Origin of the sequence: Bacillus pumilus (assembly GCF_009937765.1) — a bacterium.
In the GTDB taxonomy this organism is placed as follows: Bacteria; Bacillota; Bacilli; order Bacillales; family Bacillaceae; genus Bacillus; species Bacillus pumilus_O.
The window spans coordinates 1,414,405-1,440,738 of the sequence record NZ_CP047089.1; the positions used below are offsets into that span (position 1 = coordinate 1,414,405).

Consider the following 26,334-nt stretch of genomic DNA (forward strand, 5'->3'; position numbering starts at 1 on the left):
AGAAAAAAGCCAATTTTTCGTCATGCGTATCACTTGGCAGACGATGTAAAGTTGATCGTGAATTAAGGGAGGTGCTATCATATGATGAAATGAAATGTAAAAAAACCACAATTCCTGTGAAACATTTCATGCAAATATTCGTATCAATGAAGAGAGACAAAAAGGAGGAGAAAAAGATGAATGCGAAAAGATGGGTAGCGTTAATCATTGCACTTGGAGTTTTCGGATTTTCAATTGTGATTAGTGTCACGACGGCTTTGTATGAAAGCTTCAATGACAATAAAATGAGCTATCAATTTGGGGATGAAATAGAAGAGAAGGTACTAGAGGATGGAAGCGGTGCTGGAAAAATTGCGGTTCTTGAGATTAATGGAACCATTCAAGATAATGGCGGTGCATCAAGTCTATTAGGCGGAGAAGGTTATGATCATCGTGCATTTCTGAAGGAACTAGAAAAAGTGAAAGATGATGCTTCAGTAAAAGGCGTACTGCTGCGTGTCAACTCTCCAGGTGGCGGTGTCTATGAAAGTGCAGAAATACATAAAAAATTAGAAGAAGTGAAAAAAGCGAAGAAGCCGATTTACGTTTCTATGGGCTCTATGGCAGCGTCTGGTGGCTACTATGTATCAACTCCAGCCAAGAAAATCTTTGCTTCACCTGAAACATTAACAGGATCTTTAGGTGTGATCATGCAAAGCTTGAACTATTCAAAGCTGGCAGATAATTTAGGGATTAAATACGAAACAATTAAAAGCGGAAAATTCAAAGACATCATGTCGCCAAATCGTGATATGACGAAAGATGAGCGCGACATTATGCAAAGCATGGTCGATAACTCGTATGAAGGATTTGTCAAAGTGATCTCTGAAGGGCGCGGCATGTCAAAACAAGATGTGAAGAAAATTGCGGACGGCCGGGTTTATGACGGAACACAGGCGAAATCGAACGGATTAGTCGATGAGCTTGGTTATTATGAAGATGCAATCAAAGCGATGAAGAAAAATGAAAAAGGGTTAAAAGGAGCGACAGTGATCAGCTATTCTCAAAGCTTTGGCTGGAACTCTCTCTTCAATATGAGCGCAAGCAAACTCTTTAAAAGTGAAATTGATTTTCTCAATCTAAAAGAAACACTGGCTGGCTCAAATGGGTCTAAACCGATGTATCTCTATTCAAAATAAAGGAGGGATCATAGATGGATTCTACATTCGATGAAGTAACCGAAAGCCGCAGCCAAGAAGAATCGAATCCGGCTCTTGCGAAACGTGCAGTGATTGAAGCACAGGCGTTTGCAGGCTTTTGGATTAGGTTTTGGGCGTTTATTCTTGATTGGCTCGTCGTCTGGGGTGTCAACCATTTGACGGTTTCTCCGATCTTTAGTCTGTTCGGCTGGTCCAAAGGAGGAGGATGGTTTTCTCCATTTTCCGTCACAACGACGATTGTGTTCCTGCTTTATTTCGCCATCATGACGAAAATTTTTCGACAAACACTTGGGAAAATGGTGTTTGGGATCAAAGTGGTCTCACTTCAACCTGAGAAGAAACTGGCATGGGATGTCATTTTCTTTAGAGAAATTGTGGGACGCTACATTAATACACTTTTTGTTCTCTATGCTATTGTTGGGTTCACACCGAAAAAGCAAGGGGTTCATGATTACTTTGCTGATACGGTGGTCGTCCATGAACACCTATATGAAAAAACAGAAGCAAACGTATAATCAGAAGAGTTTGGCCGGGTACCGGTCAAACTCTTTTTTTATGATTGGGTATAAAATCCAGAATGAGAGCCATAATCGTAGAGGAAGCATCATTTGTTATGGAGGAAGTGAGCATAGTGCTTTACGTTTGGATCGCAGCTTTTTTGTTCCTTGGGATCTTATTGATCTTCATGAAAGTGACCATTTCACTGGATTATTCACATGCAAATGACAATGACCACCTTGCGCTGAAGATCATCACCTTATATGGAATCATCAGACTCAAAAAAGACATTCCGATGGTGAGGGTCAATCCAGAAGATCAAACGATTGATATACGTGAAAAGAAGATGGCGAGCGCCCAGACCCCTAGTCACGAAAAAGAATCTATACATAAAAAAGTGGGAAAACGTGATATGAAGCAAATCCTTCATCAAATGGAGCGTATCACAAAAGAGATCGTCGATTTAAACCGGATCATGCGTAATTTCTTCATTCACATGAGAATTGTATCGTTTCATTGGTCAACATGGATCGGCTTTCATGACGCTGCTTTAACAGGTGTAGCAGCTGGCGGGGTATGGTCAGTCAAAGGAGCACTCCTTGCCTTTATGCAGGAGCATCTCACCTTTAAGCATAAACCGGTATATGAAGTCATTCCTGCCTTTCAGCACAATGTGTCACAGACCCAGTTTACATGTATAGCTTATTTTCGTATTGGACATGCTATGCTTGCAGCCATTCGTTTACTTGTCCATTGGTTAAAAGGAAGAAAGGCGAGAAAAAGTGCCTCTCTTCAAGCAACGAAGAATGAATCATCTGTTTAAGGAGGAACCCGAAAATGGCAGATCATCCAATCCAAGGTCTGATGAAGACAGCGATGGAAAACTTAAAAGAAATGATAGATGTGAATACAATCATCGGCGATCCAGTCGAAACCCCTGACGGCAGTGTCATCCTCACTGTATCGAAGGTTGGTTTTGGATTTGCAGCCGGCGGCAGTGAATTTAACGGGAACCAAAAGAAAGAAAAACGTTCTGATGATCAAGAACGAAAAGAACCGAGACTCCCATTTGGCGGGGGAAGCGGCGGAGGTGTGTCTATTACACCAATCGCTTTCTTAATTGTCGGAACAAACGGCGTTCGAATGCTTCATTTGGATGAACATACACATCTGCTTGATAAAATATTGGATTCTGCTCCTCAAGCAATTGAACGTCTTCAGCACATGTTTAAGAAAGATGAACGGGAGAACCGTCATAAAGAACGAAAACTAGATGACATAGACCTTTAAAAAGTTAGCTGCGCTGCAGTTAACTTTTTTTTCAAAAGCGACGATTAGGCTTTGCAGTTTTTTGCTTTCTCTACTATGATAGAACCATACATTTGATAAGGGAGGAATTGTTTTGGCATCGATCACATTTAAAGGGAGTTCTGTCACGCTTGTAGGAAATGAAGTAAAAGTAGGCGAGCAGGCTCCAGATTTCACGGTATTAACGAACTCACTAGGGGAAGTTTCACTTTCTGATTTAACAGGAAAAGTGACGATCATCTCAGTGATTCCTTCTATTGATACAGGTGTGTGTGACGCACAAACAAGACGTTTCAATGAAGAGGCAGCCGGTTTAGGTCCGGTCAATATCTATACAATTAGTGCAGACCTTCCATTTGCACAAGCACGCTGGTGTGGAGCAAACGGAATTGAAAATGTCGAAACATTATCTGATCACAGAGATATGTCATTTGGTGAAGCATTCGGTGTTTATATGGAAGAATTGCGTTTATTGGCGCGTGGAGTTTTCGTATTAGACCCTAATGGGAAAGTGGTTTACACTGAATACGTAAGCGAAGCAACGAATCACCCAAATTATGAAAAAGCCATTGAAGCTGCAAAATCACTGTTATAAAAGCAGCATCGACAAGAGCTCCGGCTTCATACTGGGGCTCTTTTCAATGAGAACATATAGCTTTTAACAAAGCGAGGAGAGAAAAGAAATTGCAGAAAGATCAAGTAAGTACGATTTTCGAGTTGCTCGATACAGCTTCTATTCGATTAAAAAAGGAACAAAGCATTTCCTATATTGAAGCATTGGCTGAAGCGGGAGAAGCCTTTTTCCAAGCAAATGATCGAGACGGTTTACTAAAGGATGTAATAGAGAAAGCAGATTTTGCCTCTTATGATCATGAGCAGATTCGTAAAGCGTTTCAGCTCGCCGTATTAAAAGGACAAAAGGATATTTCCCATCCAAATCGTCAGATGACCCCAGATACGATCGGGCTGTTTGTCAGTTATTTGGTAAATAAATTTTTAGAAGGTCAAAAAGAGCTAGTTGTCTTTGATCCAGCAGCAGGAACAGGGAACTTACTGCTTGCTGTCTTAAATAATCTGACTGCAGAAACAAAGCGCGGCTTTGCATCTGAAATTGATGATGTCCTCATCAAAATTGCATGGGCACAGGCGAACTTGGAAGAGAAGGAAGTCGAGCTTTTCCATCAAGACAGCCTTGAGCCGCTTTTAATCTCTCCAGTAGATGTCACTGTATGCAGTCTGCCAGTTGGATATTATCCAAATGATGAACGTGCAGCAGACTATGAATTAAAGGCAAAAGAAGGACATGCCTTTGCGCATTATTTATTTATTGAACAAAGCCTTCGTTATACAAAAGAAGGCGGCTTCTTATTCTTCATCATTCCAAACGATTTGTTTGAAGGAAAAGAAAGCGTGCAATTAAAGGATTTTATCAAAGATCAGGCATATATGAATGCATTGATTCAACTGCCAGTCTCCATGTTCAAGGACAAAAAGCACGCCAAAAGCTTGTTTGTGATGCAAAAGAAAAAGGAAGGGCTTGAGGCACCAAAACGGATGCTGTTTGCCAATCTGCCATCTTTCTCACAAAAAGAATCAATGGTGAGTGTAATGAGAAAATTAGATCAATGGTTTATAGAAGAAAAAGAAACGAAAGAATAGCCAGAGTGATGTCTGGCTTTTTTATTATTCAGAAAATAACGACTTATCGATGTAAGCGGTAACAGTTCAAAGGTGCACTTGAAATGCAAAGTTTTCAATGTTTAAATGAAAAAGTCAGATATTTTTCGGACTTATCGTTAAACTATAAAAGACCCGTCATACAGGTTGAATATAGCACCGGAAAAAACGTGAAACCTTATATAACAACTGAGTAAAAGGAGCGACAAGAATGTCTAAAATTATCGCAATCAACGCAGGAAGCTCATCTCTTAAATTCCAATTGTTCGACATGCCAGAAGAAACCGTTTTAACAAAAGGTCTTGTTGAAAGAATCGGAATGGACAACAGTATCTTCACGATTTCTGTAGATGGAGAAAAGAAAACAGAAGTCACAGATATTCCAGATCATGCAGTAGCGGTTAAAATGCTACTTGAAAAACTAATTGAATTTAACATCATCAAAGACTTTAATGAAATTGACGGTGTAGGACACCGTGTTGTTCACGGCGGAGAGAAGTTCAGCGACTCTGTTCTTTTAACTGATGAAGTCATCAATGACATTGATCAGCTTTCTGAGCTAGCACCACTGCACAACCCTGCAAACGTTGTAGGAATCAAAGCATTCAAACAAATTCTGCCTGACGTACCAGCGATTGCTGTGTTCGATACAGCCTTCCACCAAACAATGCCAGAGCAGTCTTACCTATACAGCCTTCCGTACGATTACTACAAAAACTTTGGTATTCGTAAATACGGATTCCACGGGACAAGCCATAAGTTCGTAACAGAGCGTGCTTCAGAGCTATTAGGCCGTCCTCTTGAAGAGCTTCGTCTGATTTCTTGTCACCTTGGAAATGGTGCGAGTATCGCAGCAGTTGAAGGCGGAAGATCAATCGATACGTCAATGGGCTTCACACCACTTGCGGGTGTTGCGATGGGTACACGTTCAGGTAACATTGACCCTGCTCTTATTCCATTTATTATGGAGAAAACAGGACATACAGCTGAAGAAGTACTTTCTACTTTGAATAAGAAGAGTGGTCTTTTAGGTGTGTCTGGTCTATCAAGTGATCTTCGTGATATCGAAGAAGCAACAGAAGAAGGAAACGACCGTGCAGAAGTAGCTCTTGATATTTTTGCAAGCCGTATTCATAAATACATCGGTTCTTATGCAGCGAGAATGAATGGCGTAGATGCGATCATCTTCACAGCTGGAATCGGTGAAAACAGTTCAGAAGTTAGAGCACGTGTACTTCGTGGTCTAGAATTCATGGGCGTTTACTGGGATCCTTCTCTTAACAACATGAGAGGCGAAGAAGCATTCATTAGCTATCCTCACTCTCCTGTAAAAGTGATCGTTATTCCAACGAACGAAGAAGTCATGATTGCAAGAGATGTTATGCGCTTAGCATAAATGAAAAGGAAGAAGCTCTTTTCCAATAAGGAAAAGAGCTTTTTTCTATTAAAAGCAGCATGCTATAATGTTGTCCAATACGAAGCAAAAGGGAGCGGTGCGAAAAATGGGTGTGACAGAACATAAACGTGAGGCGAAAGCGAGGCTTTATGTGAAAGTCATTACGGTCAGCGATACAAGAACGAAAGAAACAGATAAAAGCGGCCGTCTGATGATTGATTTGCTCAAAGAACAGGGACATCTCATTCTTGCATACGATATTGTAAAAGATGACATTGGAGCGATCCAAGACGCTGTACTAGAGGGAACAGGCGAACCAAAAATAGATGCCGTGTTGTTAAACGGGGGCACAGGGATTGCCGCAAGGGATGTCACCATTGAAGCGATTACCCCGCTTTTCTCGAAGGAACTGTCTGGCTTTGGCGAAATTTTCCGCATGCTGAGCTATACAGAAGACATTGGTTCAGCCGCTATCTTATCCCGCGCCGCGGCTGGGGTCGTCAATCAAAAAGCCGTCTTTGCCACACCAGGATCGACTGGGGCTGTTCGCTTAGCCATGACAAAACTCATCATTCCAGAGCTTCCTCACGTTTTACGAGAGCTTGAAAAAGATCAAAAATAGCCCAAAATGACTCTGCCAAGAAAATTTGGCAGAGTTTTTTTCATAAAGGGGTTGAAAAAACAATTTTTCCTTGTTACAGTGTATACATACTAAATGCATGTTTATAAATTAAAACTTATTTTTATGCAAAAAACATTCACAGATTCAAAACAAGTGAGAGGAGCTTTTCAATCATGTCACAAAATAAAAAAGTCGTATTAGCATATTCCGGAGGTCTTGATACCTCTGTTGCAGTTAAATGGTTACAAGAGCAAGGATACGAAGTTGTAGCTTGCTGCCTAGACGTAGGTGAAGGAAAAGACTTAGCATTCGTTCAACAAAAAGCACTTCAAGTAGGAGCGGTTCAGTCTTACATGATTGACACAAAAGAAGAATTCGCAGAGGAATTTGCACTAACTGCCTTACAAGCACACACGATGTATGAAGGAAAATATCCGCTTGTATCTGCATTATCTCGTCCGCTTATTGCTAAAAAATTAGTGGAAGTCGCAGAAAAAGAAAATGCAGTAGCGGTTGCGCACGGATGTACTGGTAAAGGAAACGACCAAGTCCGTTTCGAAGTATCCATTAAAGCATTGAATCCAGACCTAGAAGTTCTCGCACCAGTGCGTGAGTGGAAATGGTCTCGTGATGAAGAAATCGATTATGCTCAGAAGCACGGTATTCCAATTCCGATTAACTTAGACAGCCCATATTCAATCGACCAAAACCTTTGGGGCAGAAGTAATGAGTGCGGCATTTTAGAAGATCCTTGGGCTGCACCGCCAGAAGGAGCGTATGATTTAACGACACCACTTGAAAAAACACCTGACACACCTGAAATCATTGAAATCACGTTTGAAAAAGGAAAACCAACAGCTATTGATGGTATTCAGTATTCCTTATCTGATCTCATCCTTCATTTAAATGAAGTCGCTGGTCAGCATGGGGTTGGTAGAATCGATCACGTTGAAAACCGTCTTGTTGGTATTAAATCTCGTGAAGTATACGAATGCCCAGGTGCTGTCACACTTCTAAAAGCGCATAAAGAGCTTGAAGACTTAACGCTAGTGAAGGAAGTCGCACACTTTAAGCCAATCGTTGAACAAAAAATGGCTGAATTAATATACAACGGATTATGGTTCTCACCACTTAAAGGAGCACTAGATGCTTTCTTACAAGAAACACAACAGAACGTAACAGGTGTTGTACGTGTGAAACTATTTAAAGGCCATGCCATTGTTGAAGGACGTAAATCACCATATTCACTTTACGATGAAAATCTTGCAACATACACTAAAGCAGATGAATTTGATCATGATGCAGCGGTAGGATTTATTAACCTTTGGGGCTTACCAACAAAAGTAAACAGCATCGTGAATAAAAAGGAGCAGGTTAAAGCATGAAAAAGCTTTGGGGAGGCCGATTTCAAAAAACACCAGAAAAATGGGTCGATGAGTTTGGCGCGTCCATTCACTTCGACAAACAATTAGTCAAAGAAGATCTGACCGGCTCCCTTGCTCATGCAAGTATGCTGAATACATGCGGTATCCTAGACGATGAGGAGGCCGCTACCATTAAAGATGGACTGAATAAGCTCATGAAAAAGGCGGAGGCAGATGAACTCGAATTCTCAGTGGATTATGAGGACATTCATTTAAACCTTGAAAAAATGCTCATTGATGAGATTGGTCCGCTTGGCGGCAAGTTGCACACAGCGAGAAGCCGGAATGATCAGGTTGCAACCGATATGCATTTATATTTGAATAACCAAGTAGAGCATATCATTGAACTGATCTCTTCCTTTCAAACAGTGCTTGTGGAAAAAGCAGAACAGCACGTTGAAACGATTTTTCCAGGATATACGCACTTGCAACGTGCACAGCCTATTTCCTTTGCGCATCATATGCTCGCCTATTTCTGGATGCTAGAGCGTGACAAAGCGCGTTTCCAAGATTCTTTGAAGCGAATTAACGTGTCTCCACTTGGATGCGGAGCGTTAGCAGGAACGACATTCCCAATTGATCGTGAATACACAGCAGAGCTACTTGGCTTTGATCATATTTACGAAAATAGCCTTGATGGCGTAAGTGATCGGGATTTCATTTTAGAGTTCTTGTCTAATAGCAGTCTTGTGATGATGCACTTATCACGTCTTTGTGAGGAAATCATTTTATGGTGCTCACAAGAATTCAAATTCATTGAGCTTGATGACACATATGCAACAGGCAGCAGCATGATGCCGCAAAAGAAAAACCCGGATATGGCAGAATTGATCCGCGGAAAAACAGGCCGTGTGTATGGCAACCTGATGGGGCTTCTCACCATCATGAAAGGCTTGCCGCTTACGTATAACAAAGACTTGCAAGAAGATAAAGAAGGCATGTTTGATACAGTCAAAACCATTGCTGGCAGCCTGCAAATCTTCACAGGCATGATTCAAACAATGACAGTGAACGAAGATGTCATGAAAAAAGCAACAAAAGAAGATTTCTCAAATGCGACCGAAGTGGCAGACTACCTTGCGAAAAAAGGCATGCCATTCCGTGAAGCACACGAAATCGTTGGCAAGCTCGTGTATACTTGCATTCAAAAAGGCATCTACTTAAGTGATCTTCCGTTTGAGACATTCACAGAAGCGAGCGATCTTTTTGAAGAAGACATTTACACCGTTCTTGATCCGTATGTTGCTGTTGAAAAAAGAACAAGCGCAGGCGGAACTGGATTTAAACAAATTCAGCTCGCTTTAGAAAAAGCAAAAGCCTGCCTGGCGTAACTGACCAGAACCATTCGTTGATACGGATGGTTTTTTGTCTTGGGGAAAAGGACATTGATCATCATTGGAGAAGTTTGAAAACATACCAATGTTAAGCTGAAGAGGGAGTGACAGTAGTCTATGAAGAAAACACTTCAGGCTTTGTTTGATCAGCCCATCGTATCAGTTGAAACGTTAGGAGAACAGTACGAGGGACGGGCGAATGATGTGTGGCTGATCTCCTTACAAGACAAAACGGAATATGTGGTGAAATCTCCTAAAATGACAAGAGCAGAAAGTGAATTTGTATATGGGATCAACAAGATCTATGGAGTAAATGCCCATACAGGACAAGAACATCTCGATCAAATCAATGAAAAGCTGGCTCTAACGAATTCCTTTCATATCCCGAAAGTCGTTCGTAAAGTGAAGAAGGCAGGGAAACATGATGATGTCATGGAAAAAGTAGAAGGAACCCCTTTAACATCTTTTGAGCGGCGTTCATCACACTTCTATCAAGATTACGGGAGGAAACTAGCGCTTCTTCATTCATATCGAACAAACTCTTTCGGTGCAGTATACGGGGCAGAAACGAGACATTTGAGAGAATACCATCCACTTTTAAAAACGGCTGTCTCTAAACTTTTAAGCCGCTATTATGCAGACCAGCCTGAATTTCAGCGTTATGGAGAAATGGTCCAGCAAAAGCTAAATCACCTCAGTCCTCCTGATTCAGCCAGTCTCATTTTAATTGATTTAGATCCATCGCAATATATTGAAAAAGATGATCAAGTGACGAGTCTAGTTGATACGGAATATGTTGTGTTTGGACCAGCTGCGTTTGATTTTATTGCATTGGAATACCTTTTGACGAAAGAAACTGCACACGATGTTCAGTTAGGCTATGAAGAGATTTGCCCGCTTCCTCGCCAGCTTCATGAGGTGAGAGAATGCTATCGATTTGTTTCGCTGCTTCTAGATATTCATGGCTCGTGGGATATCCAAAAGTGGATGAATCATCCTACATTTTTTCATTCTAAATAGAAATAGCAGAAAGGGTTCATAAGTGCGCCAGATGCTGGTTTATAGTAAAGTAAAGATAACAAACGAAACACATGAACTTGCAACCTTTGCTTTAGGAGGAGATTGTGTGCGACACGCATTAATAACAGCGGGTTCTAAAGGACTTGGCAGGAAAGTCACCGAGTCTTTACTGAATATGGGGTATTCTGTGACAGTCAATTATCGAAGTGATGATGAAGCTGTGCGGCAGATGAAAGAAGAATTGCAGGAATATGAAGAAAAGCTTCAATTTGTCCAAGGTGACGTGACAAACAAAGAAGATTTAAAGAACATGGTCGCGCTGGCAACCGAGCGATTTGGACGGATCGATGCTTTGATTAACAATGCCGGACCTTATATTTTTGAACGAAAAAAGCTAGCGGATTATTCCGAGGAAGAATGGTATCAAATGATGGAAGGCAACCTATCTGCTGTGTTCCATTTGTTCAGAATGGTCATCCCGATGATGAGAAAGCAAGGCTTCGGCCGAATTGTCACATATGGCTTCCAAGGTGCAGACCATGCGCCGGGATGGATGCACAGATCAGCCTTCGGAGCAGCAAAAGTGGGGCTCGCGTCACTGACGAAAACCATTGCGATTGAAGAAGCAGAAAACGGCATCACGGCCAATATGGTTTGTCCAGGCAAAATCGTTGGTGACATGAAAGAATCGACAATAGAAGAAGCACGCCAGATGAAAGATGATGAAACGCCGATTGGCAGGTCTGGTACTGGAGAAGATATCGGTCGCATCATTTCCTTTTTATGCGATGACCGCTCTGACCTGATTACAGGAACTGTTATTGAAGCAACAGGTGGTCTTAACGTCATTCACAGACATTAAGTTTTTCAGTTTTTTATACAGGGAATAGATGAAATGAGATCAAATTCGAAAGGTGGATATACTCACATGAAAGCTACATATCACGGACATTCAGTCGTACACATTGAAACAAACGGATACCATATTTGGATTGATCCATTTTTAAATGGAAATAAGCACACAGATATCAAACCGCAAGATGTCAAAGCGGATGTCATTTTGCTCACGCATGGGCATGGAGATCACATCGGTGACACCATTGAAATCGCCAAAAATAATGACGCACTCGTTATTGCGCCATTCGAGCTTGCCACTTATTTAGGGTGGCAAGGGGTGAAAACGCACCCGCTTTCGATTGGTGGCGGACGGGAATTTGAATTTGGTAAAGTGAAGCTCACTCAAGCGTTCCATGGTTCTGCTATCATTGATGAAGATGCCAAAACGATTACGTATACAGGCATGCCATCAGGTATTTTATTTACTGCAGAGGGCAAAACGATTTATCATGCCGGAGACACTGCACTCTTTTCAGATATGAAGCTGATCGGGGAGCTGAATCATATTGAGCTTGCATTCCTTCCGATCGGTGATAACTTCACGATGGGACCGGACGATGCAAGAATCGCAGCCGAATGGCTTCGGGCGAAGCAAGTCGTGCCAGTTCACTACAGCACATTCCCGCCGATTGAGCAGGACCCACATGCATTTGCAGACAGCCTGCATGGCGGCGTCGGACATGTGTTAAACAGCGGACAATCGATCGAGATTTAATCAACATCGCAAAAAGCCGGCACTCAATTGCCGGTTTTTTTTATTTACATGTATCGTGCTGAAAAAAGACAAATTGCTATTAAAAGCCTCCTGCCCTTATAATGAAAGTTAGATGAAAACGCTGAAAACAAAAAGGGTGAACGGGATTGGCGACAAAGCATGAACAAATTTTATCGTATATTGATTCATTAGATGTCGGAGAGAAAATTTCTGTCCGGCGTATTGCGAAAGAAATGAAAGTGAGTGAAGGGACCGCTTACCGGGCCATCAAGGATGCCGAAAATAAAGGATTTGTCAGTACCATTGAACGAGTTGGTACCATTCGAATTGAACAGAAGAAAAAAGAAAATATTGAAAAACTGACATATGCAGAAGTGGTCAATGTCATTGACGGACAGGTGCTTGGAGGACGAGCGGGCTTACATAAAACATTAAACAAATTTGTCATCGGAGCGATGGAGCTTGATGCGATGATGCGCTATACGGCAGCTGGCAACCTGCTAATTGTCGGAAACCGAATCAATGCCCACAGACAAGCATTAGAGGCAGGGGCAGCTGTACTGGTTACAGGCGGTTTCTCAACAGATGATGAAATCATTCAGCTCGCAGATAAGCTTGAGCTGCCGATCTTATCGACAAGCTACGATACATTTACCGTAGCAGCACTCATTAACCGGGCCATTTATGATCAACTCATAAAAAAAGAGATCGTGCTTGTGGAAGATATTTTAACGCCGATAGAACGAACGGTGTATTTATCACCAGATGATAAGCTTGAAAAATGGTATGAAAAGAACTATGAAACTGGCCACGGCCGCTTTCCGGTCGCAGACGACCAAATGAAGATTCACGGCATTCTCACCTCAAAGGATATCGCAGGGCATGACCGCTCCGCGCCGATTGAAAAGGTCATGACGAAAAACCCGCTGACAGTCATTGGCAAAACCTCTGTTGCTTCTGCTGCTCAAATGATGGTATGGGAAGGTATTGAGGTGCTGCCAGTTGTAGACGATTATGCGAAACTGATTGGCATGATCAGCCGTCAGGACGTACTGAAGGCGCTCCAAATGATTCAAAAGCAGCCACAGGTCGGAGAAAAACTGGATGATGTTGTCTCAAGAGGGTTTAAAGAGACTGATACAGAAAAGCCAAAGGCAGATGCCGTGTATCAATATGAGGTCACACCACAAATGACAAACCAGCTCGGAAACATTTCATATGGCGTGTTCACGCAAATTTTAATTGAATCCGCCAACCGCTTCTTAAAGTCTCATAAAAAAGGGGAGCTGATTGTCGAAAGTCTCTCTGTCTACTTCTTAAAACCGGTTCAAATGGAATCCACGATACAGATCAAGCCAAATATTTTAGAAGTAGGCCGCAAGTTTGGAAAGCTAGAAGTGGAAGTTTATCATCAATCGAATATCGTCGGTAAAGCCATGCTGATGGTGCAGCTCATGGAGAGAGGATAATCGTATCAGGATGATGATGAAAAAGACAAAGGGCTAAAATAAACATCATTTTAGCCCTTCTCTCTTATTATGCGTGATCTTTTTCGCCTTCCTTTAAAAAGAGCGGAAGGTAATGCTTGTAGGCTTTATATCCAGCCCACGTACTGCCGATACCAACAGCAACAAAAATAAATCCAATGACAAATGCGAGTGACGAGCGGTTTAGAAATAATTGATTCACACCGAAGAGCAGGACAAAGCAGCCAAGTGCCATACTGGATTTCGCCGACCAAAATTTCTTCTCGACTGGGCGGTTCGTACGGACATTTTTTGCTTTGTAGTATAAATAAAACATGGCAGAACAAATAATAAACACAATCAAAACAAGCATGTGCCAAGCCTCCATTGTAAGTGGTTACAACCCTATTTTAAACGTAAATAGGCTTGCTTACTAGAATAAATTGTCTATTCCTCACTTTTCCGTCAGGATAGATTATGATTTAATAATAAAAAGAGTATCGGATAAGAAGGAGTTTTTATGAAAAAAGAACTGATTAGAACCATATCATTATATGACACCATCATCATTCATAGACATGTAAGACCAGATCCTGATGCGTATGGATCACAGTGCGGCCTTACGGAAATCTTGCGTGCCACCTATCCAGAAAAAAATATTTATGCGACGGGAACACCGGAGCCAACCCTTTCATTTTTGTATGAACTTGATGAAGTGCCGGATGACCTGTACAAAGGGGCGCTTGTCATTGTCTGCGATACAGCCAATCAAGCAAGAATTGATGATCAGCGCTATTCAATGGGCGATAAGCTGATGAAAATTGACCATCATCCAAATGAAGATCCGTATGGTGATTTGCTTTGGGTGGATACAGAGGCAAGCTCTGTGAGCGAAATGATTTATGAATTATATTTAGAGGGGAAAGAAGAAGGATATCAGCTGAATACAAAGGCGGCTGAACTCATTTATGCCGGCATTGTAGGAGACACAGGCCGCTTCCTTTTCCCAAACACGACGAAAAAGACGCTCAAATATGCTGGAGAACTGATTGAATATCCATTCTCATCTTCAGACCTTTTCAATCAATTGTATGAGACGGATCTGAATGTCGTGAAATTAAATGGCTATATTTTTCAACATATTTCTTTGTCAGAGAATGGGGTCGCTTCTGTTTTCATTAAACAGGATATATTGGAATCGTTCCAAACGACAGCGCAGCAAGCCTCACAGCTTGTTGGGACACTTGGAAATATTGCAGGGATTAAGGCATGGGTCTTTTTTGTGGAAGAAAATGATCAGATTCGTGTGAGATTCCGCTCGAAAGGCGTTGTCATTAATACCATTGCGAAAAAATATCATGGCGGCGGCCACCCGCTTGCAGCTGGTGCGTCTATTTATGATTGGGCCGTGGCAGATGAGATTTTGCGTGATTTAGAAGAAGTATGTAAATCATCATCATGAGAGAGGGGGATTCAAGTCCCCTCTCTCTTTTTTGGTCATAGAGAAAAGGGTTACTTGCATACAGGGATAAACCAGCAGCCGATGTCAGTTGAATCTTCATAGGCTTGGAGATTTTGATGCTTTAATTCTTTTTTAATTAAATGAGCCATCATTTCTGTCTCAGCATAAGCACACATGCCGTCTTTGATCCGGCTTGCTTTGTCTCTTGCCATTTGACGATAGCTATAAACCTCCATTGTCCTCACCTCTTTCTGTTTGAGATCTCGTTCTACTTTTAGTGTATAAAAATTAAGGGGGAAAAGCGATCATTGAGGGCAGAAATTCATAAAAATTCCACATGATCATTTATTCAGCAAATGAAATGCGCACTTCAAGTGAAAGCTTCGTATAAATCGTCAGTTCTGTCACTTTGGCGCGGTATGCCTTTTCCCGAATGGTATATTCTTTGTTTTCGACCGTGCGTTTTAATAATTCCTTTGTTTTATAGACACTTTCAATGTCCTTTGTAATAACCTCTGAGATATCCTCCTTGACCTGATCTTCAAATTTTAGCGTATCTGGCTCAGGGATTTTATATTGCTCACGATTGACGAGATGGACATCTACGCTTTGGATCAGCAGGCGCTTTTTATTATCCTCATTTAACTTATGCAAATCTTCCCGATAGAGTGTGATTTGTTCTTTCAGACTGTTCATATGGTGCTGCTGACTTCTCAGCAATGTCACCTGCTTTTCCTGAAAGGTTCCGTATGTAAAAAGGAAAATGAGCCAGCTCACAATCGCGCCAAACATCATCCCCGCAAAAAAACGCTGCCAGCCTGGACGTTTGTAAAGCTCCGGCACCCTCATGATGACACATGCTCCTGGGTGAGCCACGTGATAATGAGATAACCCGTTTGCGCACCGCCCATGGCAGAGACAATTAATAAAATCTGCTTGAAAATATCACGCGTGTTCCCTTCAAAAATGCCTCTTTCAAAGCTATAAACAGCATCAAACGTTCCGCCGATAGCTGCGACAAGCGCCCAAATCTTTAAACGATTGGCAAGACTCGTAATAATGGATAAAGGCGGCTGACCAGCCAAATAAGCACCAACACCGCCTATAATGGCACCCCCCAAAATGACCCCAAGTGCAATAAAATAACAGCTAATAAAATTTGGAATAAAAGCTTCCTTCACATCCATTTTGTCCACCTCACTCAATTCAATATATGGCGTGTGCAGGACAAGTATGAACGGACAGAAAAGAAAGAACATTTGTTTCTCATCGCATCGCGTTTTATAATGAAAGAATGACTTTAGACGAAAGGAGTGGATTAAGCATGTCTTATGTTCATCTTCAGGTCCACAGTGGATACAGCTTATTAAGCAGTGCAGCAAAAGTAAAGGAGCTCGTGCTGAAAGCAAAAGAGCTTGGCTACAAGGCGCTCGCTCTTACCGATGACCATGTGATGTATGGAACGGTTGAATTTTATAAGGAATGTAAAAAACATGACATCAAGCCGGTCATCGGTTTAACAGCTTCTGTCTTCATAGATGAACAAGAGACAGAGGCTTATCCCTTGGTACTCCTTGCCAAAAACAATGAAGGCTATCAAAACTTGATCAAAATCAGCAGTGTGCTGAAATCAAAATCAAAAGCCGGACTGAAAGAGAAATGGTTGAAAAGCTATCACCGCGGGCTCATTGCCATCACGCCAGGTGTTTCTGGGTACATTGAAACGCTGCTTCAGCATGATCAGATAGAAGAAGCGCATCATGCGGCGAAACAATTGAAACATATTTTCGGTGAGGGGCATGTGTACATCGCACTTCAACCATTTCAGCAAGACGAATCGCTTGTCGCTAAACTGAGGGATATTTCAAAAAGTGCAGACATTCCTCTTGTTGCGACAGGAGATGTTCACTACATCAAGCGAGAAGACAAAACCGCCTATACGTGTTTAAAGGCGATTAAAGCAGGGCAGCAGCTGCCAGAGGTTGAGGAAGACCGAGCAGAAAAGCATTTCAGAACCTATGAAGAAATGAAGGAATGGTATACGCAGGATACGGAGCTACTGACAAGAACAGTGGAGATCGCAGACCGCTGTGAAGTCGATCTGAATCTTGGGCAGACAAAACTCCCATCCTACCCGGCCCCTGATCAATCCACAGCAGATCAGTTTTTACGAAAAGTATGTGCGGAAGGGATGAAGCAAAGAAAGATTGCTTCAAATGACGCGTATGTGAAAAGACTTGAGTACGAACTAAGCATTATCCAAAAAATGAATTTCAGTGATTATTTTCTCATCGTGTGGGATTTTATGAAGTATGCCCATGACCAAGGCATTGTCACAGGGCCGGGCCGGGGATCGGCTGCAGGCTCACTTGTTGCCTATGTACTGTTTATTACGGATGTTGATCCGCTCCGTCACGGCTTGTTATTTGAGCGTTTCTTAAATCCTGAGCGAATCAGTATGCCTGATATTGATATTGATTTCCCCGATACGAGAAGAGATGAAATCATTTCTTATGTAAAAGACAAATACGGAGACATGCATGTGGCGCAAATTGTCACGTTTGGAACCCTTGCAGCAAAAGCAGCTTTAAGGGATGTCGGACGTGTGATGGGGATTGATTCAAAAGCAGCGGACCGGCTTGCAAAGCTGATTCCATCAAAGCCAGGAACGACGCTGAAAGAAGCGTTGACTGCATCTCCTGAATTAAAAACAATGCTCCAGCAGTCCGAAGAACTCAGGCAAGTCTTTCAAACTGCTTTAAAGGTAGAAGGCTTGCCAAGACATACATCGACACATGCAGCCGGCGTTGTGCTGAGCGAAGAGCCGCTGACAGAGGTCGTTCCCATACAAGACGGCCATGATGGTGTGTATTTAACGCAGTATGCGATGAATTATTTAGAAGATCTCGGGCTTTTAAAGATGGATTTCTTAGGACTTAGAAACTTAACCTTAATTGAATCCATTAAAAACCAGATTGAAAGACAGGAAAACGTCCACATTAACTTTAGTGACATTTCATATGAAGACCAGAAAACATTTGAATTGTTATCAGCAGGAGATACAACAGGAATTTTCCAGCTTGAATCACAAGGAATGCGTCAGGTGCTGAGACGCTTAAAGCCCTCTAGTTTAGAAGACATCGTGGCAGTCAATGCCCTCTATCGTCCAGGTCCAATGGAGAATATCCCGCTTTTTATCGACCGAAAGCACGGCAGAGTCAAGGTCTCTTACCCGCATCCTGATTTGTATGACATTTTAAAAGACACATATGGGGTCATTGTCTATCAGGAGCAAATCATGCTCATTGCAGCGAAGATGGCAGGCTTTCAGCTTGGCGAGGCAGATCTATTAAGAAGAGCAGTTTCAAAGAAGGATAAAAAGGTTCTTGATGAAGAGCGGAGCCATTTTGTTGAAGGATGCCTAAAAAAGGAGTATCCTGTTAACATTGCAAATGACGTTTATGACTTAATCGTCAAATTTGCAAACTATGGTTTTAATAGAAGCCATGCTGTTGCATATAGCATGATTGGCTTTCAGCTTGCTTACTTAAAAGCGCATTATCCGTTATATTTTATGTGCGGACTTTTAACGAGTGTGATTGGAAATGAAGACAAAGTCGCTCAATATTTCTATGAGGCAAAGGAAAAAGGGATATCTGTGTTGAAGCCTTCTATTAATAAGAGTGAATTTCCATTTACGGTTGAAAAAGGGGAGATCCGCTACAGCTTAAGAGCGATCAAAAATGTCGGAGTGTCAGCTGTAAAGGATATATACAGAGCAAGACAAGAAAAGCCGTTTGAAGATTTATTTGATTTTTGCGCAAGAGTATCAGCTAAGAGTGTCAACCGAAAAACGATTGAAGCGCTCATTTTTTCAGGGGCGATGGATGAGCTTTATCCAAATCGAGCTTCGTTATTGGCATCAATAGATATTGCATTAGATCATGTGTCATTTTTAAATCCAGATGATCAGCTCGACTTTCTGGGGGATACAACCTTCTCCATTAAGCCAAAATATGCGGAGATAGAAGAATTGCCGCTTGTCGATCTCTTGCAATTTGAAAAAGAAGCACTTGGACTATATTTATCAAATCATCCTGTACAAGCGTACCGAGATCGCTTAAGAAAGAATGGTGCAGTGGAGATCATCAGGCTTTCTTCCTATATAAAGCGAAAGGTCTCAATGGGTGGTCTTTTGACAAAAGTGAAATCGATTCGAACAAAAAATGGACAGTCGATGGCATTTGTGACATTTGGGGATGAAACGGGAGAAATGGAAGGCGTTGTCTTTCCAGAGCAATTTAGAAAGCTGTCCCCCTTACTTGAGGAGGGCGCCATGCTTTATGTTGAAGGCAGAATAGATGTCAGAAATGAGAGCAGCCAGATCATCGTGCAAGAAGCCGTTCTGCTTGAAGAGATGGGTACACAAAGAAAAGAGTCTGTCTACATTCGGGTGAAAGAAGAAAATCATACGCAGGAGCTGCTAGAGCAAGTAAAGCGGGTGATCTCGATGCACAGCGGGGGAGCAGATGTCTATTTGTACTATGAGAAGCAAAAAAAGACAGTGAGACTTCCAGATGCATACAAAGTTCATGCAGATCATGCTGTCATTTTCCAATTAAAAGAGCTGCTCGGTGAACAAAACGTTGTGATTAAATGATGACAAATCGCCTGAATATGTTTTACAAATTCACCTATTGTGTTATCATTTTAAAGATTCTGTGTATTTAAAACTGCCAGTATGTGCTTATCAACTTAGCAATTCATTAAATCATTTTCCACTTGAAGGAGTGTTCATCACATGTCATTAAGAGAAGAAGCATTACATATGCACAAAGAGAATCAAGGCAAACTTGAATCAAAATCAAAAGTACAAGTGAAAAATGCGAAAGACTTGAGCTTGGCTTACTCACCTGGTGTTGCAGAACCATGTAAAGATATTTATGACGACACAAGCAAAGTGTATGATTATACAATGAAAGGCAATATGGTCGCTGTTGTCACAGACGGAAGCGCTGTTTTAGGGCTTGGAAATATTGGTGCAGAAGCATCTCTTCCAGTAATGGAAGGAAAAGCTGTATTATTCAAAAGCTTCGCTGGCGTTGATGCCTTCCCAATCGCGCTTGCGACAAACGATGTTGACAAAATCGTTGAAACAGTCAAGCTTCTTGAGCCAACGTTTGGCGGTGTCAACCTTGAAGATATTGCAGCTCCAAACTGCTTCATTATCGAAGAGCGCTTGAAAAAAGAGACAAACATTCCAGTGTTCCACGATGATCAGCACGGAACAGCGATTGTGACAGTAGCAGGACTTGTAAATGCGCTGAAACTGTCTGGAAAATCAATGTCCTCTATCAAAGTGGTAGCAAACGGCGCTGGAGCCGCGGGAATTGCAATTATCAAGCTTCTATATCATTTCGGTGTACGTGATATCATCATGTGTGATACAAAAGGCGCAATTTACGAAGGCCGCCCGAACGGTATGAATGCAGTGAAAAATGAAGTAGCTAAATTCACGAATCAAGACCGTAAAGAAGGTTCATTAGAAGAAGTGATTGAAGGCGCTGACGTTTTCATCGGAGTTTCAGTAGCGGGCGCTCTAACAAAAGAAATGGTTGGCAAAATGGCAAAAGATCCTGTCATCTTCGCAATGGCGAATCCTAATCCAGAGATTATGCCAGAAGATGCACATGCAGCAGGCGCAAGTGTTGTAGGAACTGGCCGTTCTGACTTCCCGAACCAAGTAAACAACGTACTTGCATTCCCAGGCATTTTCCGCGGAGCATTAGATGTACGTGCAACTCACATTAACGAAGAAATGAAAATTGCAGCCGTAGAAGCAATTGCTTCGCTTGTTTCAGATGATAAATTGTCAGCTGAATACGTCATCCCCGAACCATTTGATGCACGTGTAGCACCAGCGGTAGCAAAAGCAGTAGCAAAAGCAGCAATGGAAACTGGCGTTGCAAGAATCAAAGTCGACCCAGAAGAAGTCGCTGAAAAAACAAGAAAATTAACGATTATCGGCGAATAATCAATTGGAAAAGTGTGCACGTTCTTTCTGAAATTGGAGGAAAGACGTGCACCATTTCCTCTCATACGCGAAAATTTTTTCATCCGACATGATATTTTTTTGTAGACGTTCACAATTCACATATATCAACTGCTCAGCGCCCCAAACACATACTCATTTCTCATCAATTCCCCACTGAAAAAATTGAATGAAGGATGACAGCGTTTGACAAAAAAAGTACAATAGTTTCGGTACAGTTATGACATGTCCTATAATAGTGGATGTGCGTGTAAAGAAAAAACCCTTCAAAAAGGGAGGTAGTCATTTGTCAATTAAAAATATTTTCAGTAAAAAGAAAAAATATGCATCTGTACCCTCTGAACAGGCAAGTCAAGATGTGCCTGAAGGCATCATGACCAAATGTCCGCAATGTAAAAAAATAATGCTCACCAAAGAACTAGATAAAAATTTACGTGTTTGCATGAATTGCGGCCGGCATTTGCAAATGAATGCAAAACAGCGTATTGACAGCCTTGTTGACGAAGGCACATTTGAAGAATTTAACGGGCACCTGATCTCAGAAAACCCGCTCGGATTCCCAGGCTACGAAGAAAAGCTTGAGAAAGACAGAGAAAAAACGTCTTTGAATGAAGCCATTGTCACAGGTCAAGGTGAAATTGAAGGCAAGCGTGCTGTGATTGCTGTCATGGATGCCACATTCCGTATGGGTAGCATGGGCTCAGTTGTTGGTGAAAAGATCACACTTGCGATTGAGAAAGCAAAAGCGGACAAGGTGCCATTTATCATCTTTACTGCATCAGGCGGAGCGAGAATGCAAGAGGGAATTCTCAGTCTTATGCAGATGGCAAAAACAAGTTCAGCATTAAAACTGTTCAGTGAGGACCAAGGTTTGATTATCTCTGTGATGACGAACCCAACAACTGGCGGAGTATCAGCTAGTTTCGCGTCTCTTGGTGATTACAACTTTGCAGAACCTGGTGCTTTAATTGGGTTTGCAGGTCGTAGAATCATTGAACAAACAATTCGTGAAGACCTGCCAGAGGACTTCCAAACGGCTGAATTTTTGCTGAAGCATGGACAGCTGGATGCTGTCATTCATCGTGCAGAGATGAAAGAAACATTAGGCCGAATCTTAGCATTACACAGCACAGGAGGTGAACGAGAGTGGCTGGAGAACTAGAATTTGAAAAACCTGTCATTGAACTTCGAGCGAAAATTGATGAACTAAAAAAGTTCACACAAAACTCAGAAATGGATTTAAGTGCAGAAATTGAGCGTCTTGAAACACGTCTGAGCAAACTTGAAGCAGACATTTATACAAATTTAAAGCCGTGGGACAGAGTACAGATTGCTCGTCATGCGATGCGCCCAACAACTCTCGATTACATTCAAGAGCTGTTTGACAACTTTTTCGAGTGTCACGGTGACCGTTTTTATGGCGATGATGAAGCGATCGTTGGAGGAATTGCCACGTTTAAAGGGCTTCCTGTTACAGTGATTGGCCATCAGCGCGGTAAAGATACAAAAGAAAACTTGCGCCGTAATTTCGGAATGCCTCATCCAGAAGGCTACCGTAAAGCGCTGCGCTTGATGAAACAAGCAGATAAATTTAATCGTCCGATCATTTGCTTTATTGATACAAAAGGAGCTTATCCTGGTAAAGCAGCTGAAGAACGTGGGCAAAGTGAAGCAATTGCGAAAAACCTATTCGAAATGGCAGGACTTCGTGTACCGGTTGTCTGTATTGTCATTGGAGAAGGCGGAAGTGGCGGCGCACTAGGCTTAGGCGTAGGAAACCACCTATACATGCTAGAGAATTCAACGTATTCAGTGATTTCACCTGAAGGTGCAGCAGCACTGCTCTGGAAGGACTCATCACTTGCGAAAAAAGCTGCAGAATCAATGAAGATTACGGCTCCAGACCTAAAAGAATTAGATATTATAGATGATGTTATTAAAGAAGTGCAAGGTGGAGCACATCGAGACGTGAAACAACAAGCAGCCTACATTGAAACAACATTAAAACAGTCACTTACATCTTTGCTCAAACTAACACCTGAAGAACTAGTCGAACAAAGATATCAAAAATACAAAGCAATCGGGAAAGTATCGGTTGAAAATCAATATATTGGGGTAAACTAAATAAACGTACAGCCTTTTTGGCTGGCGTTTATTTTTTTCATCTTTTTTCATGAAAACCGTCCTCATGTAAGCGCTATTTGAAAATAATTTTCTTTTGTTTTCATAAAGTTTAAAACGTCTGAAAACCTTGATGCGGTGGGCTTTTGAGGAATGGACCCTCCTCGTTTTTGAAAGAATTGCTTTCATGACTTTCTTAACTTTTGTTTAAAAACGGTTTATTTAATTGTATAATAAGGACGGTTTTAGAAATACAAATTGAAAACATCCTGTTTTGCTCATGATTGTTTTCAAGCAGTGGAAATGGTATGTTTAATTCATATATGGTCTCTGAGGTGAAAAAGATGAAGCGTATAGGAGTTTTAACGAGCGGTGGGGATTCCCCAGGAATGAATGCAGCTGTGCGCGCAGTTGTAAGGAAAGCAATTTACCATAATGTTGAAGTTTACGGTATTTATAATGGATATTCAGGTCTAATTAACGGTAAAATTGAGAAACTTGAAATAGGTTCAGTTGGCGATATCATTCATCGTGGAGGAACAAAACTTTACACGGCAAGATGCCCTGAATTCAAGACAGTTGAAGGTCGTGAAAAAGGCATTGAGAACTTAAAAAAATTCGGTATTGAAGGACTTGTTGTGATCGGCGGAGACGGTTCATTCATGGGAGCGAAGAAATTAACGGAGCTCGGTTTTCCATGTGTAGGTGTCCCAGGTACAATCGACAACGATATCCCAGGTACTGATTTCACTATTGGCTTTGATACAGCACTGAATACAGTCATTGACGCCATTGATAAAATTCGTGATACAGCCACATCTCATGAACGTACATACGTAGTGGAAGTAATGGGAAGACATGCTGGTGATATTGCTCTTTGGTCAGGTCTTGCAGGCGGAGCCGAATCGATTTTGATTCCTGAAGCAGACTATGACATGGATGAAATTATTGCGAGATTAAGAAGAGGGCACGAGCGCGGCAAGAAGCACAGTATCATCATCGTCGCAGAAGGCGTAGGCAGCGGTGTTGAATTTGGTAAGCGGATTGAAGAGGAGACAAGCCTTGAAACCCGTGTATCTGTTTTAGGACATATTCAGCGCGGAGGTTCTCCAAGTGCGTTTGACCGAGTACTCGCAAGCCGTTTAGGAGCATACGCAGTAGAACTTCTTCTTGAAGGAAAAGGCGGACGCTGTGTAGGTATTTTAAGCAACGAACTCGTTCACCACGATATTTTAGATATCTTAGATAAAAAACATACAGTCGATCAAAATATGTACCGACTTTCACAAGAGCTCTCTATATAAATCGAGAAGACCTTAGGAGGAACAGTAATGAGAAAGACAAAAATCGTTTGTACAATCGGTCCAGCAAGTGAAACCATTGAAAAGCTGACTGAATTGATTGAAGCAGGAATGAATGTAGCCAGACTAAACTTCTCTCATGGAGATTTTGAAGAGCATGGTGCACGCATCGAAAACATTCGTAAAGCAGGGAAAACATTAGGCAAGGACATTGCGATCCTTCTTGATACAAAAGGTCCAGAGATCCGTACACGTACAGTTGAAAACGGCTCAATTGAGCTAGTCGCTGGTGCAGATCTCATCGTAAGTATGGAAGACATTGTTGGAAATACGGAAAAAATTAGTGTGACATATGAAGATTTGATCCATGATGTAGAAGTGGGTTCAACAATCCTTTTAGATGATGGTCTCATTGGTTTAGAAGTGAAAGAACTGAACATGGATCAGAAAGAAATCGTCACAAAGGTCATGAATACTGGCACGCTCAAAAACAAAAAAGGTGTAAACGTACCAGGTGTAAGTGTGAACTTGCCAGGTATTACAGAAAAAGATGCCAATGATATTCTGTTCGGAATTGAACAAGGCGTTGATTTCATCGCAGCTTCTTTTGTGAGACGAGCTTCTGATGTTCTTGAAATTCGTGAGCTTCTTGAAAAGAATAATGCGGCTGACATTCAAATCATCCCTAAGATTGAAAACCAAGAGGGTGTTGATAACATTGATGAAATCCTTGAGGTATCAGACGGTTTGATGGTTGCGCGTGGAGATCTTGGTGTAGAGATCCCAGCAGAAGAAGTACCGCTTGTTCAAAAAATGCTCATCAAAAAATGCAATCGCTTGGGCAAACCTGTCATCACAGCAACCCAAATGCTTGATAGCATGCAGCGTAATCCTCGTCCAACTCGTGCGGAAGCAAGTGACGTGGCAAATGCTATTTTTGATGGCACAGATGCGATTATGCTTTCTGGTGAAACAGCAGCAGGAACGTATCCAGTGGAAGCTGTACAAACAATGCATAACATTGCATCACGTTCAGAAGATGCACTCAACTATAAAGCCATTCTTTCTCGCAGAAGCGAAGAAGTAGATGTCAGCATTACTGATGCCATTGGTCAATCTGTTGCACATACAGCGATGAAGCTTGACGTTGCAGCGATTGTGACACCTACGGAAAGCGGTCATACAGCGAGAATGATTTCAAAATATAGACCAAAAGCACCAATCGTAGCAGTCACAGCAAACGAATCAGTTGCAAGGAAGCTATCTCTTGTATTCGGTGTATTTGCGAAGAGTGGATCAAAAACGACGTCTACGGATGAAATGCTTGAGAATGCAGTCGAGAAATCGATTGAAACAGGCTACGTGAGACATGGCGATTTAATCGTTATTACAGCTGGTGTGCCAGTTGGTGAAACAGGTACAACAAACTTAATGAAAGTGTATGTTGTCGGTGACATCATTGCGAAAGGTCAAGGAATTGGCCGTAAATCTGCATTTGGACCGGTTGTCATTGCACAAAGCGGAAAAGAAGCAGAAGAAAAAATGTACGATGGGGCGATTCTTGTCGCAAACTGTACAGATCGTGATATGATGAGTGCTTTAGAGAAAGCATCTGCCTTGATCACAGAAGAAGGCGGCTTAACAAGCCATGCAGCAGTCGTTGGACTCAGCCTTGGCATTCCAGTGATTGTAGGTCTTGATGGAGCTACAACACTCCTAAAAGAAGGCGAAGAAATTACAGTAGATCCGGCACGCGGAGCGATCTACAAAGGCCGTGCAAGCGTCCTATAAATGATACACACGAGGGGAGTTGTCTGACTCCTCTCTTTTTTTATGTTACAC

Annotated in this window: 25 protein-coding genes; 21 read left to right on the forward strand and 4 right to left on the reverse strand. The window is 41.9% G+C overall.

Annotation, left to right across the window (positions count from 1 at the left end; genetic code table 11):
- The first annotated feature begins 176 nt into the window (after positions 1 to 176).
- The 14 genes from sppA (at position 177) to GPS65_RS06915 (ending at position 13,559) form a co-directional block, all read left to right on the forward strand.
- The gene (gene sppA, locus GPS65_RS06850) at positions 177 to 1,178 is read left to right on the forward strand and encodes a signal peptide peptidase SppA (RefSeq protein WP_119125221.1); all 1,002 of its coding nucleotides are present in this window, start codon (positions 177 to 179) and stop codon (positions 1,176 to 1,178) included.
- A 14-nt stretch (positions 1,179 to 1,192) separates the two neighbouring features.
- On the forward strand, positions 1,193 to 1,714 hold the full coding sequence (locus tag GPS65_RS06855) for an RDD family protein (RefSeq protein ID WP_012010880.1): 522 nt from the start codon (positions 1,193 to 1,195) through the stop codon (positions 1,712 to 1,714).
- Between the two features lie 98 nt (positions 1,715 to 1,812).
- A complete protein-coding gene (locus GPS65_RS06860; RefSeq protein ID WP_088004247.1) occupies positions 1,813 to 2,520 on the forward strand; it encodes a DUF2953 domain-containing protein in 708 nt (235 codons plus the stop codon).
- Between the two features lie 14 nt (positions 2,521 to 2,534).
- Positions 2,535 to 2,987 (forward strand): GerW family sporulation protein, encoded by a 453-nt coding sequence (gene ytfJ / locus GPS65_RS06865; RefSeq protein ID WP_003216488.1) that lies wholly within the window; start codon positions 2,535 to 2,537, stop codon positions 2,985 to 2,987.
- A 112-nt stretch (positions 2,988 to 3,099) separates the two neighbouring features.
- Positions 3,100 to 3,600 (forward strand): thiol peroxidase, encoded by a 501-nt coding sequence (tpx, locus tag GPS65_RS06870; RefSeq protein WP_012010878.1) that lies wholly within the window; start codon positions 3,100 to 3,102, stop codon positions 3,598 to 3,600.
- An 89-nt stretch (positions 3,601 to 3,689) separates the two neighbouring features.
- On the forward strand, positions 3,690 to 4,664 hold the full coding sequence (locus GPS65_RS06875; protein WP_012010877.1) for a class I SAM-dependent methyltransferase: 975 nt from the start codon (positions 3,690 to 3,692) through the stop codon (positions 4,662 to 4,664).
- Between the two features lie 229 nt (positions 4,665 to 4,893).
- Positions 4,894 to 6,078 (forward strand): acetate kinase, encoded by a 1,185-nt coding sequence (locus tag GPS65_RS06880; protein WP_003216471.1) that lies wholly within the window; start codon positions 4,894 to 4,896, stop codon positions 6,076 to 6,078.
- A 106-nt stretch (positions 6,079 to 6,184) separates the two neighbouring features.
- Positions 6,185 to 6,700: a MogA/MoaB family molybdenum cofactor biosynthesis protein gene (locus GPS65_RS06885; protein WP_088004243.1), complete on the forward strand. Its 516-nt coding sequence runs from the start codon at positions 6,185 to 6,187 to the stop codon at positions 6,698 to 6,700.
- Between the two features lie 173 nt (positions 6,701 to 6,873).
- Positions 6,874 to 8,085, forward strand: a complete 1,212-nt coding sequence (locus GPS65_RS06890; RefSeq protein WP_119125220.1) for an argininosuccinate synthase — start codon at positions 6,874 to 6,876, stop codon at positions 8,083 to 8,085.
- Positions 8,082 to 9,455, forward strand: coding sequence for an argininosuccinate lyase (gene argH / locus GPS65_RS06895; protein ID WP_119125219.1), 1,374 nt, complete (start codon positions 8,082 to 8,084; stop codon positions 9,453 to 9,455). The genes GPS65_RS06890 and argH overlap by 4 nt, the downstream gene beginning before the upstream one ends.
- A gap of 120 nt (positions 9,456 to 9,575) precedes the next feature.
- Positions 9,576 to 10,478 (forward strand): phosphotransferase, encoded by a 903-nt coding sequence (locus GPS65_RS06900; protein ID WP_119125218.1) that lies wholly within the window; start codon positions 9,576 to 9,578, stop codon positions 10,476 to 10,478.
- A 106-nt stretch (positions 10,479 to 10,584) separates the two neighbouring features.
- On the forward strand, positions 10,585 to 11,340 hold the full coding sequence (locus tag GPS65_RS06905; RefSeq protein WP_012010874.1) for an SDR family oxidoreductase: 756 nt from the start codon (positions 10,585 to 10,587) through the stop codon (positions 11,338 to 11,340).
- 66 nt (positions 11,341 to 11,406) lie between these two features.
- Positions 11,407 to 12,090, forward strand: coding sequence for a metal-dependent hydrolase (locus GPS65_RS06910; protein ID WP_012010873.1), 684 nt, complete (start codon positions 11,407 to 11,409; stop codon positions 12,088 to 12,090).
- 146 nt (positions 12,091 to 12,236) lie between these two features.
- On the forward strand, positions 12,237 to 13,559 hold the full coding sequence (locus GPS65_RS06915; RefSeq protein WP_012010872.1) for a CBS domain-containing protein: 1,323 nt from the start codon (positions 12,237 to 12,239) through the stop codon (positions 13,557 to 13,559).
- A 67-nt stretch (positions 13,560 to 13,626) separates the two neighbouring features.
- Here the strand turns inward: GPS65_RS06915 and GPS65_RS06920 are convergent, their stop codons facing one another.
- Complete coding sequence (locus GPS65_RS06920; protein WP_003216665.1) at positions 13,627 to 13,929, reverse strand: YtpI family protein; 303 nt, start codon at positions 13,927 to 13,929, stop codon at positions 13,627 to 13,629.
- A 147-nt stretch (positions 13,930 to 14,076) separates the two neighbouring features.
- On the opposite strand from GPS65_RS06920, the gene GPS65_RS06925 reads away from it, so the two are divergent.
- Positions 14,077 to 15,018, forward strand: a complete 942-nt coding sequence (locus GPS65_RS06925) for a DHH family phosphoesterase (RefSeq protein WP_119125217.1) — start codon at positions 14,077 to 14,079, stop codon at positions 15,016 to 15,018.
- A 50-nt stretch (positions 15,019 to 15,068) separates the two neighbouring features.
- Here GPS65_RS06925 and GPS65_RS06930 read toward each other — a convergent pair whose 3' ends face one another.
- The 3 genes from GPS65_RS06930 to ytrH all read right to left on the reverse strand — a co-directional run bounded on the left by GPS65_RS06930 (position 15,069) and on the right by ytrH (position 16,205).
- Positions 15,069 to 15,254, reverse strand: coding sequence for a YtzJ family protein (locus tag GPS65_RS06930; protein ID WP_003216400.1), 186 nt, complete (start codon positions 15,252 to 15,254; stop codon positions 15,069 to 15,071).
- Between the two features lie 109 nt (positions 15,255 to 15,363).
- The gene (gene ytrI / locus GPS65_RS06935; protein WP_012010869.1) at positions 15,364 to 15,867 is read right to left on the reverse strand and encodes a sporulation membrane protein YtrI; all 504 of its coding nucleotides are present in this window, start codon (positions 15,865 to 15,867) and stop codon (positions 15,364 to 15,366) included.
- Entirely contained in the window at positions 15,864 to 16,205 is a 342-nt protein-coding gene (gene ytrH, locus GPS65_RS06940; RefSeq protein WP_012010868.1) for a sporulation membrane protein YtrH, read from the reverse strand. The genes ytrI and ytrH overlap by 4 nt, the downstream gene beginning before the upstream one ends.
- Positions 16,206 to 16,342: 137 nt before the next feature.
- On the opposite strand from ytrH, the gene dnaE reads away from it, so the two are divergent.
- From dnaE to pyk, 6 genes are all read left to right on the forward strand, one after another.
- Positions 16,343 to 19,678 (forward strand): DNA polymerase III subunit alpha, encoded by a 3,336-nt coding sequence (gene dnaE, locus GPS65_RS06945; protein WP_119125215.1) that lies wholly within the window; start codon positions 16,343 to 16,345, stop codon positions 19,676 to 19,678.
- Positions 19,679 to 19,819: 141 nt separating this feature from the next.
- The gene (ystJ, locus tag GPS65_RS06950) at positions 19,820 to 21,052 is read left to right on the forward strand and encodes an NADP-dependent malic enzyme (RefSeq protein WP_003216785.1); all 1,233 of its coding nucleotides are present in this window, start codon (positions 19,820 to 19,822) and stop codon (positions 21,050 to 21,052) included.
- Positions 21,053 to 21,356: 304 nt separating this feature from the next.
- Positions 21,357 to 22,232: an acetyl-CoA carboxylase, carboxyltransferase subunit beta gene (gene accD, locus GPS65_RS06955; RefSeq protein ID WP_012010866.1), complete on the forward strand. Its 876-nt coding sequence runs from the start codon at positions 21,357 to 21,359 to the stop codon at positions 22,230 to 22,232.
- Positions 22,217 to 23,194 (forward strand): acetyl-CoA carboxylase carboxyl transferase subunit alpha, encoded by a 978-nt coding sequence (accA, locus tag GPS65_RS06960; RefSeq protein WP_088004233.1) that lies wholly within the window; start codon positions 22,217 to 22,219, stop codon positions 23,192 to 23,194. Before accD ends, accA begins: the two co-directional genes overlap by 16 nt.
- A gap of 341 nt (positions 23,195 to 23,535) precedes the next feature.
- Positions 23,536 to 24,495: a 6-phosphofructokinase gene (pfkA, locus tag GPS65_RS06965; protein WP_119125715.1), complete on the forward strand. Its 960-nt coding sequence runs from the start codon at positions 23,536 to 23,538 to the stop codon at positions 24,493 to 24,495.
- A gap of 27 nt (positions 24,496 to 24,522) precedes the next feature.
- Positions 24,523 to 26,283 (forward strand): pyruvate kinase, encoded by a 1,761-nt coding sequence (gene pyk / locus GPS65_RS06970; RefSeq protein WP_119125214.1) that lies wholly within the window; start codon positions 24,523 to 24,525, stop codon positions 26,281 to 26,283.
- The last annotated feature ends 51 nt before the right edge of the window (positions 26,284 to 26,334 follow it).

Bases quoted from the DNA above. Each gene is read 5' to 3' on its own strand.
- sppA (WP_119125221.1), top strand. From the start codon at position 177: ATGAATGCGAAAAGATGGGTAGCGTTAATCATTGCACTTGGAGTTTTC.
- GPS65_RS06855 (WP_012010880.1), top strand. From the start codon at position 1,193: ATGGATTCTACATTCGATGAAGTAACCGAAAGCCGCAGCCAAGAAGAA.
- GPS65_RS06860 (WP_088004247.1), top strand. From the start codon at position 1,813: ATGGAGGAAGTGAGCATAGTGCTTTACGTTTGGATCGCAGCTTTTTTG.
- ytfJ (WP_003216488.1), top strand. From the start codon at position 2,535: ATGGCAGATCATCCAATCCAAGGTCTGATGAAGACAGCGATGGAAAAC.
- GPS65_RS06880 (WP_003216471.1), top strand. From the start codon at position 4,894: ATGTCTAAAATTATCGCAATCAACGCAGGAAGCTCATCTCTTAAATTC.
- GPS65_RS06885 (WP_088004243.1), top strand. From the start codon at position 6,185: ATGGGTGTGACAGAACATAAACGTGAGGCGAAAGCGAGGCTTTATGTG.
- GPS65_RS06890 (WP_119125220.1), top strand. From the start codon at position 6,874: ATGTCACAAAATAAAAAAGTCGTATTAGCATATTCCGGAGGTCTTGAT.
- argH (WP_119125219.1), top strand. From the start codon at position 8,082: ATGAAAAAGCTTTGGGGAGGCCGATTTCAAAAAACACCAGAAAAATGG.
- GPS65_RS06900 (WP_119125218.1), top strand. From the start codon at position 9,576: ATGAAGAAAACACTTCAGGCTTTGTTTGATCAGCCCATCGTATCAGTT.
- GPS65_RS06910 (WP_012010873.1), top strand. From the start codon at position 11,407: ATGAAAGCTACATATCACGGACATTCAGTCGTACACATTGAAACAAAC.
- GPS65_RS06920 (WP_003216665.1), bottom strand. From the start codon at position 13,929: ATGCTTGTTTTGATTGTGTTTATTATTTGTTCTGCCATGTTTTATTTA.
- GPS65_RS06925 (WP_119125217.1), top strand. From the start codon at position 14,077: ATGAAAAAAGAACTGATTAGAACCATATCATTATATGACACCATCATC.
- GPS65_RS06930 (WP_003216400.1), bottom strand. From the start codon at position 15,254: ATGGAGGTTTATAGCTATCGTCAAATGGCAAGAGACAAAGCAAGCCGG.
- ytrI (WP_012010869.1), bottom strand. From the start codon at position 15,867: ATGAGGGTGCCGGAGCTTTACAAACGTCCAGGCTGGCAGCGTTTTTTT.
- ytrH (WP_012010868.1), bottom strand. From the start codon at position 16,205: ATGGATGTGAAGGAAGCTTTTATTCCAAATTTTATTAGCTGTTATTTT.
- dnaE (WP_119125215.1), top strand. From the start codon at position 16,343: ATGTCTTATGTTCATCTTCAGGTCCACAGTGGATACAGCTTATTAAGC.
- ystJ (WP_003216785.1), top strand. From the start codon at position 19,820: ATGTCATTAAGAGAAGAAGCATTACATATGCACAAAGAGAATCAAGGC.
- pfkA (WP_119125715.1), top strand. From the start codon at position 23,536: ATGAAGCGTATAGGAGTTTTAACGAGCGGTGGGGATTCCCCAGGAATG.
- pyk (WP_119125214.1), top strand. From the start codon at position 24,523: ATGAGAAAGACAAAAATCGTTTGTACAATCGGTCCAGCAAGTGAAACC.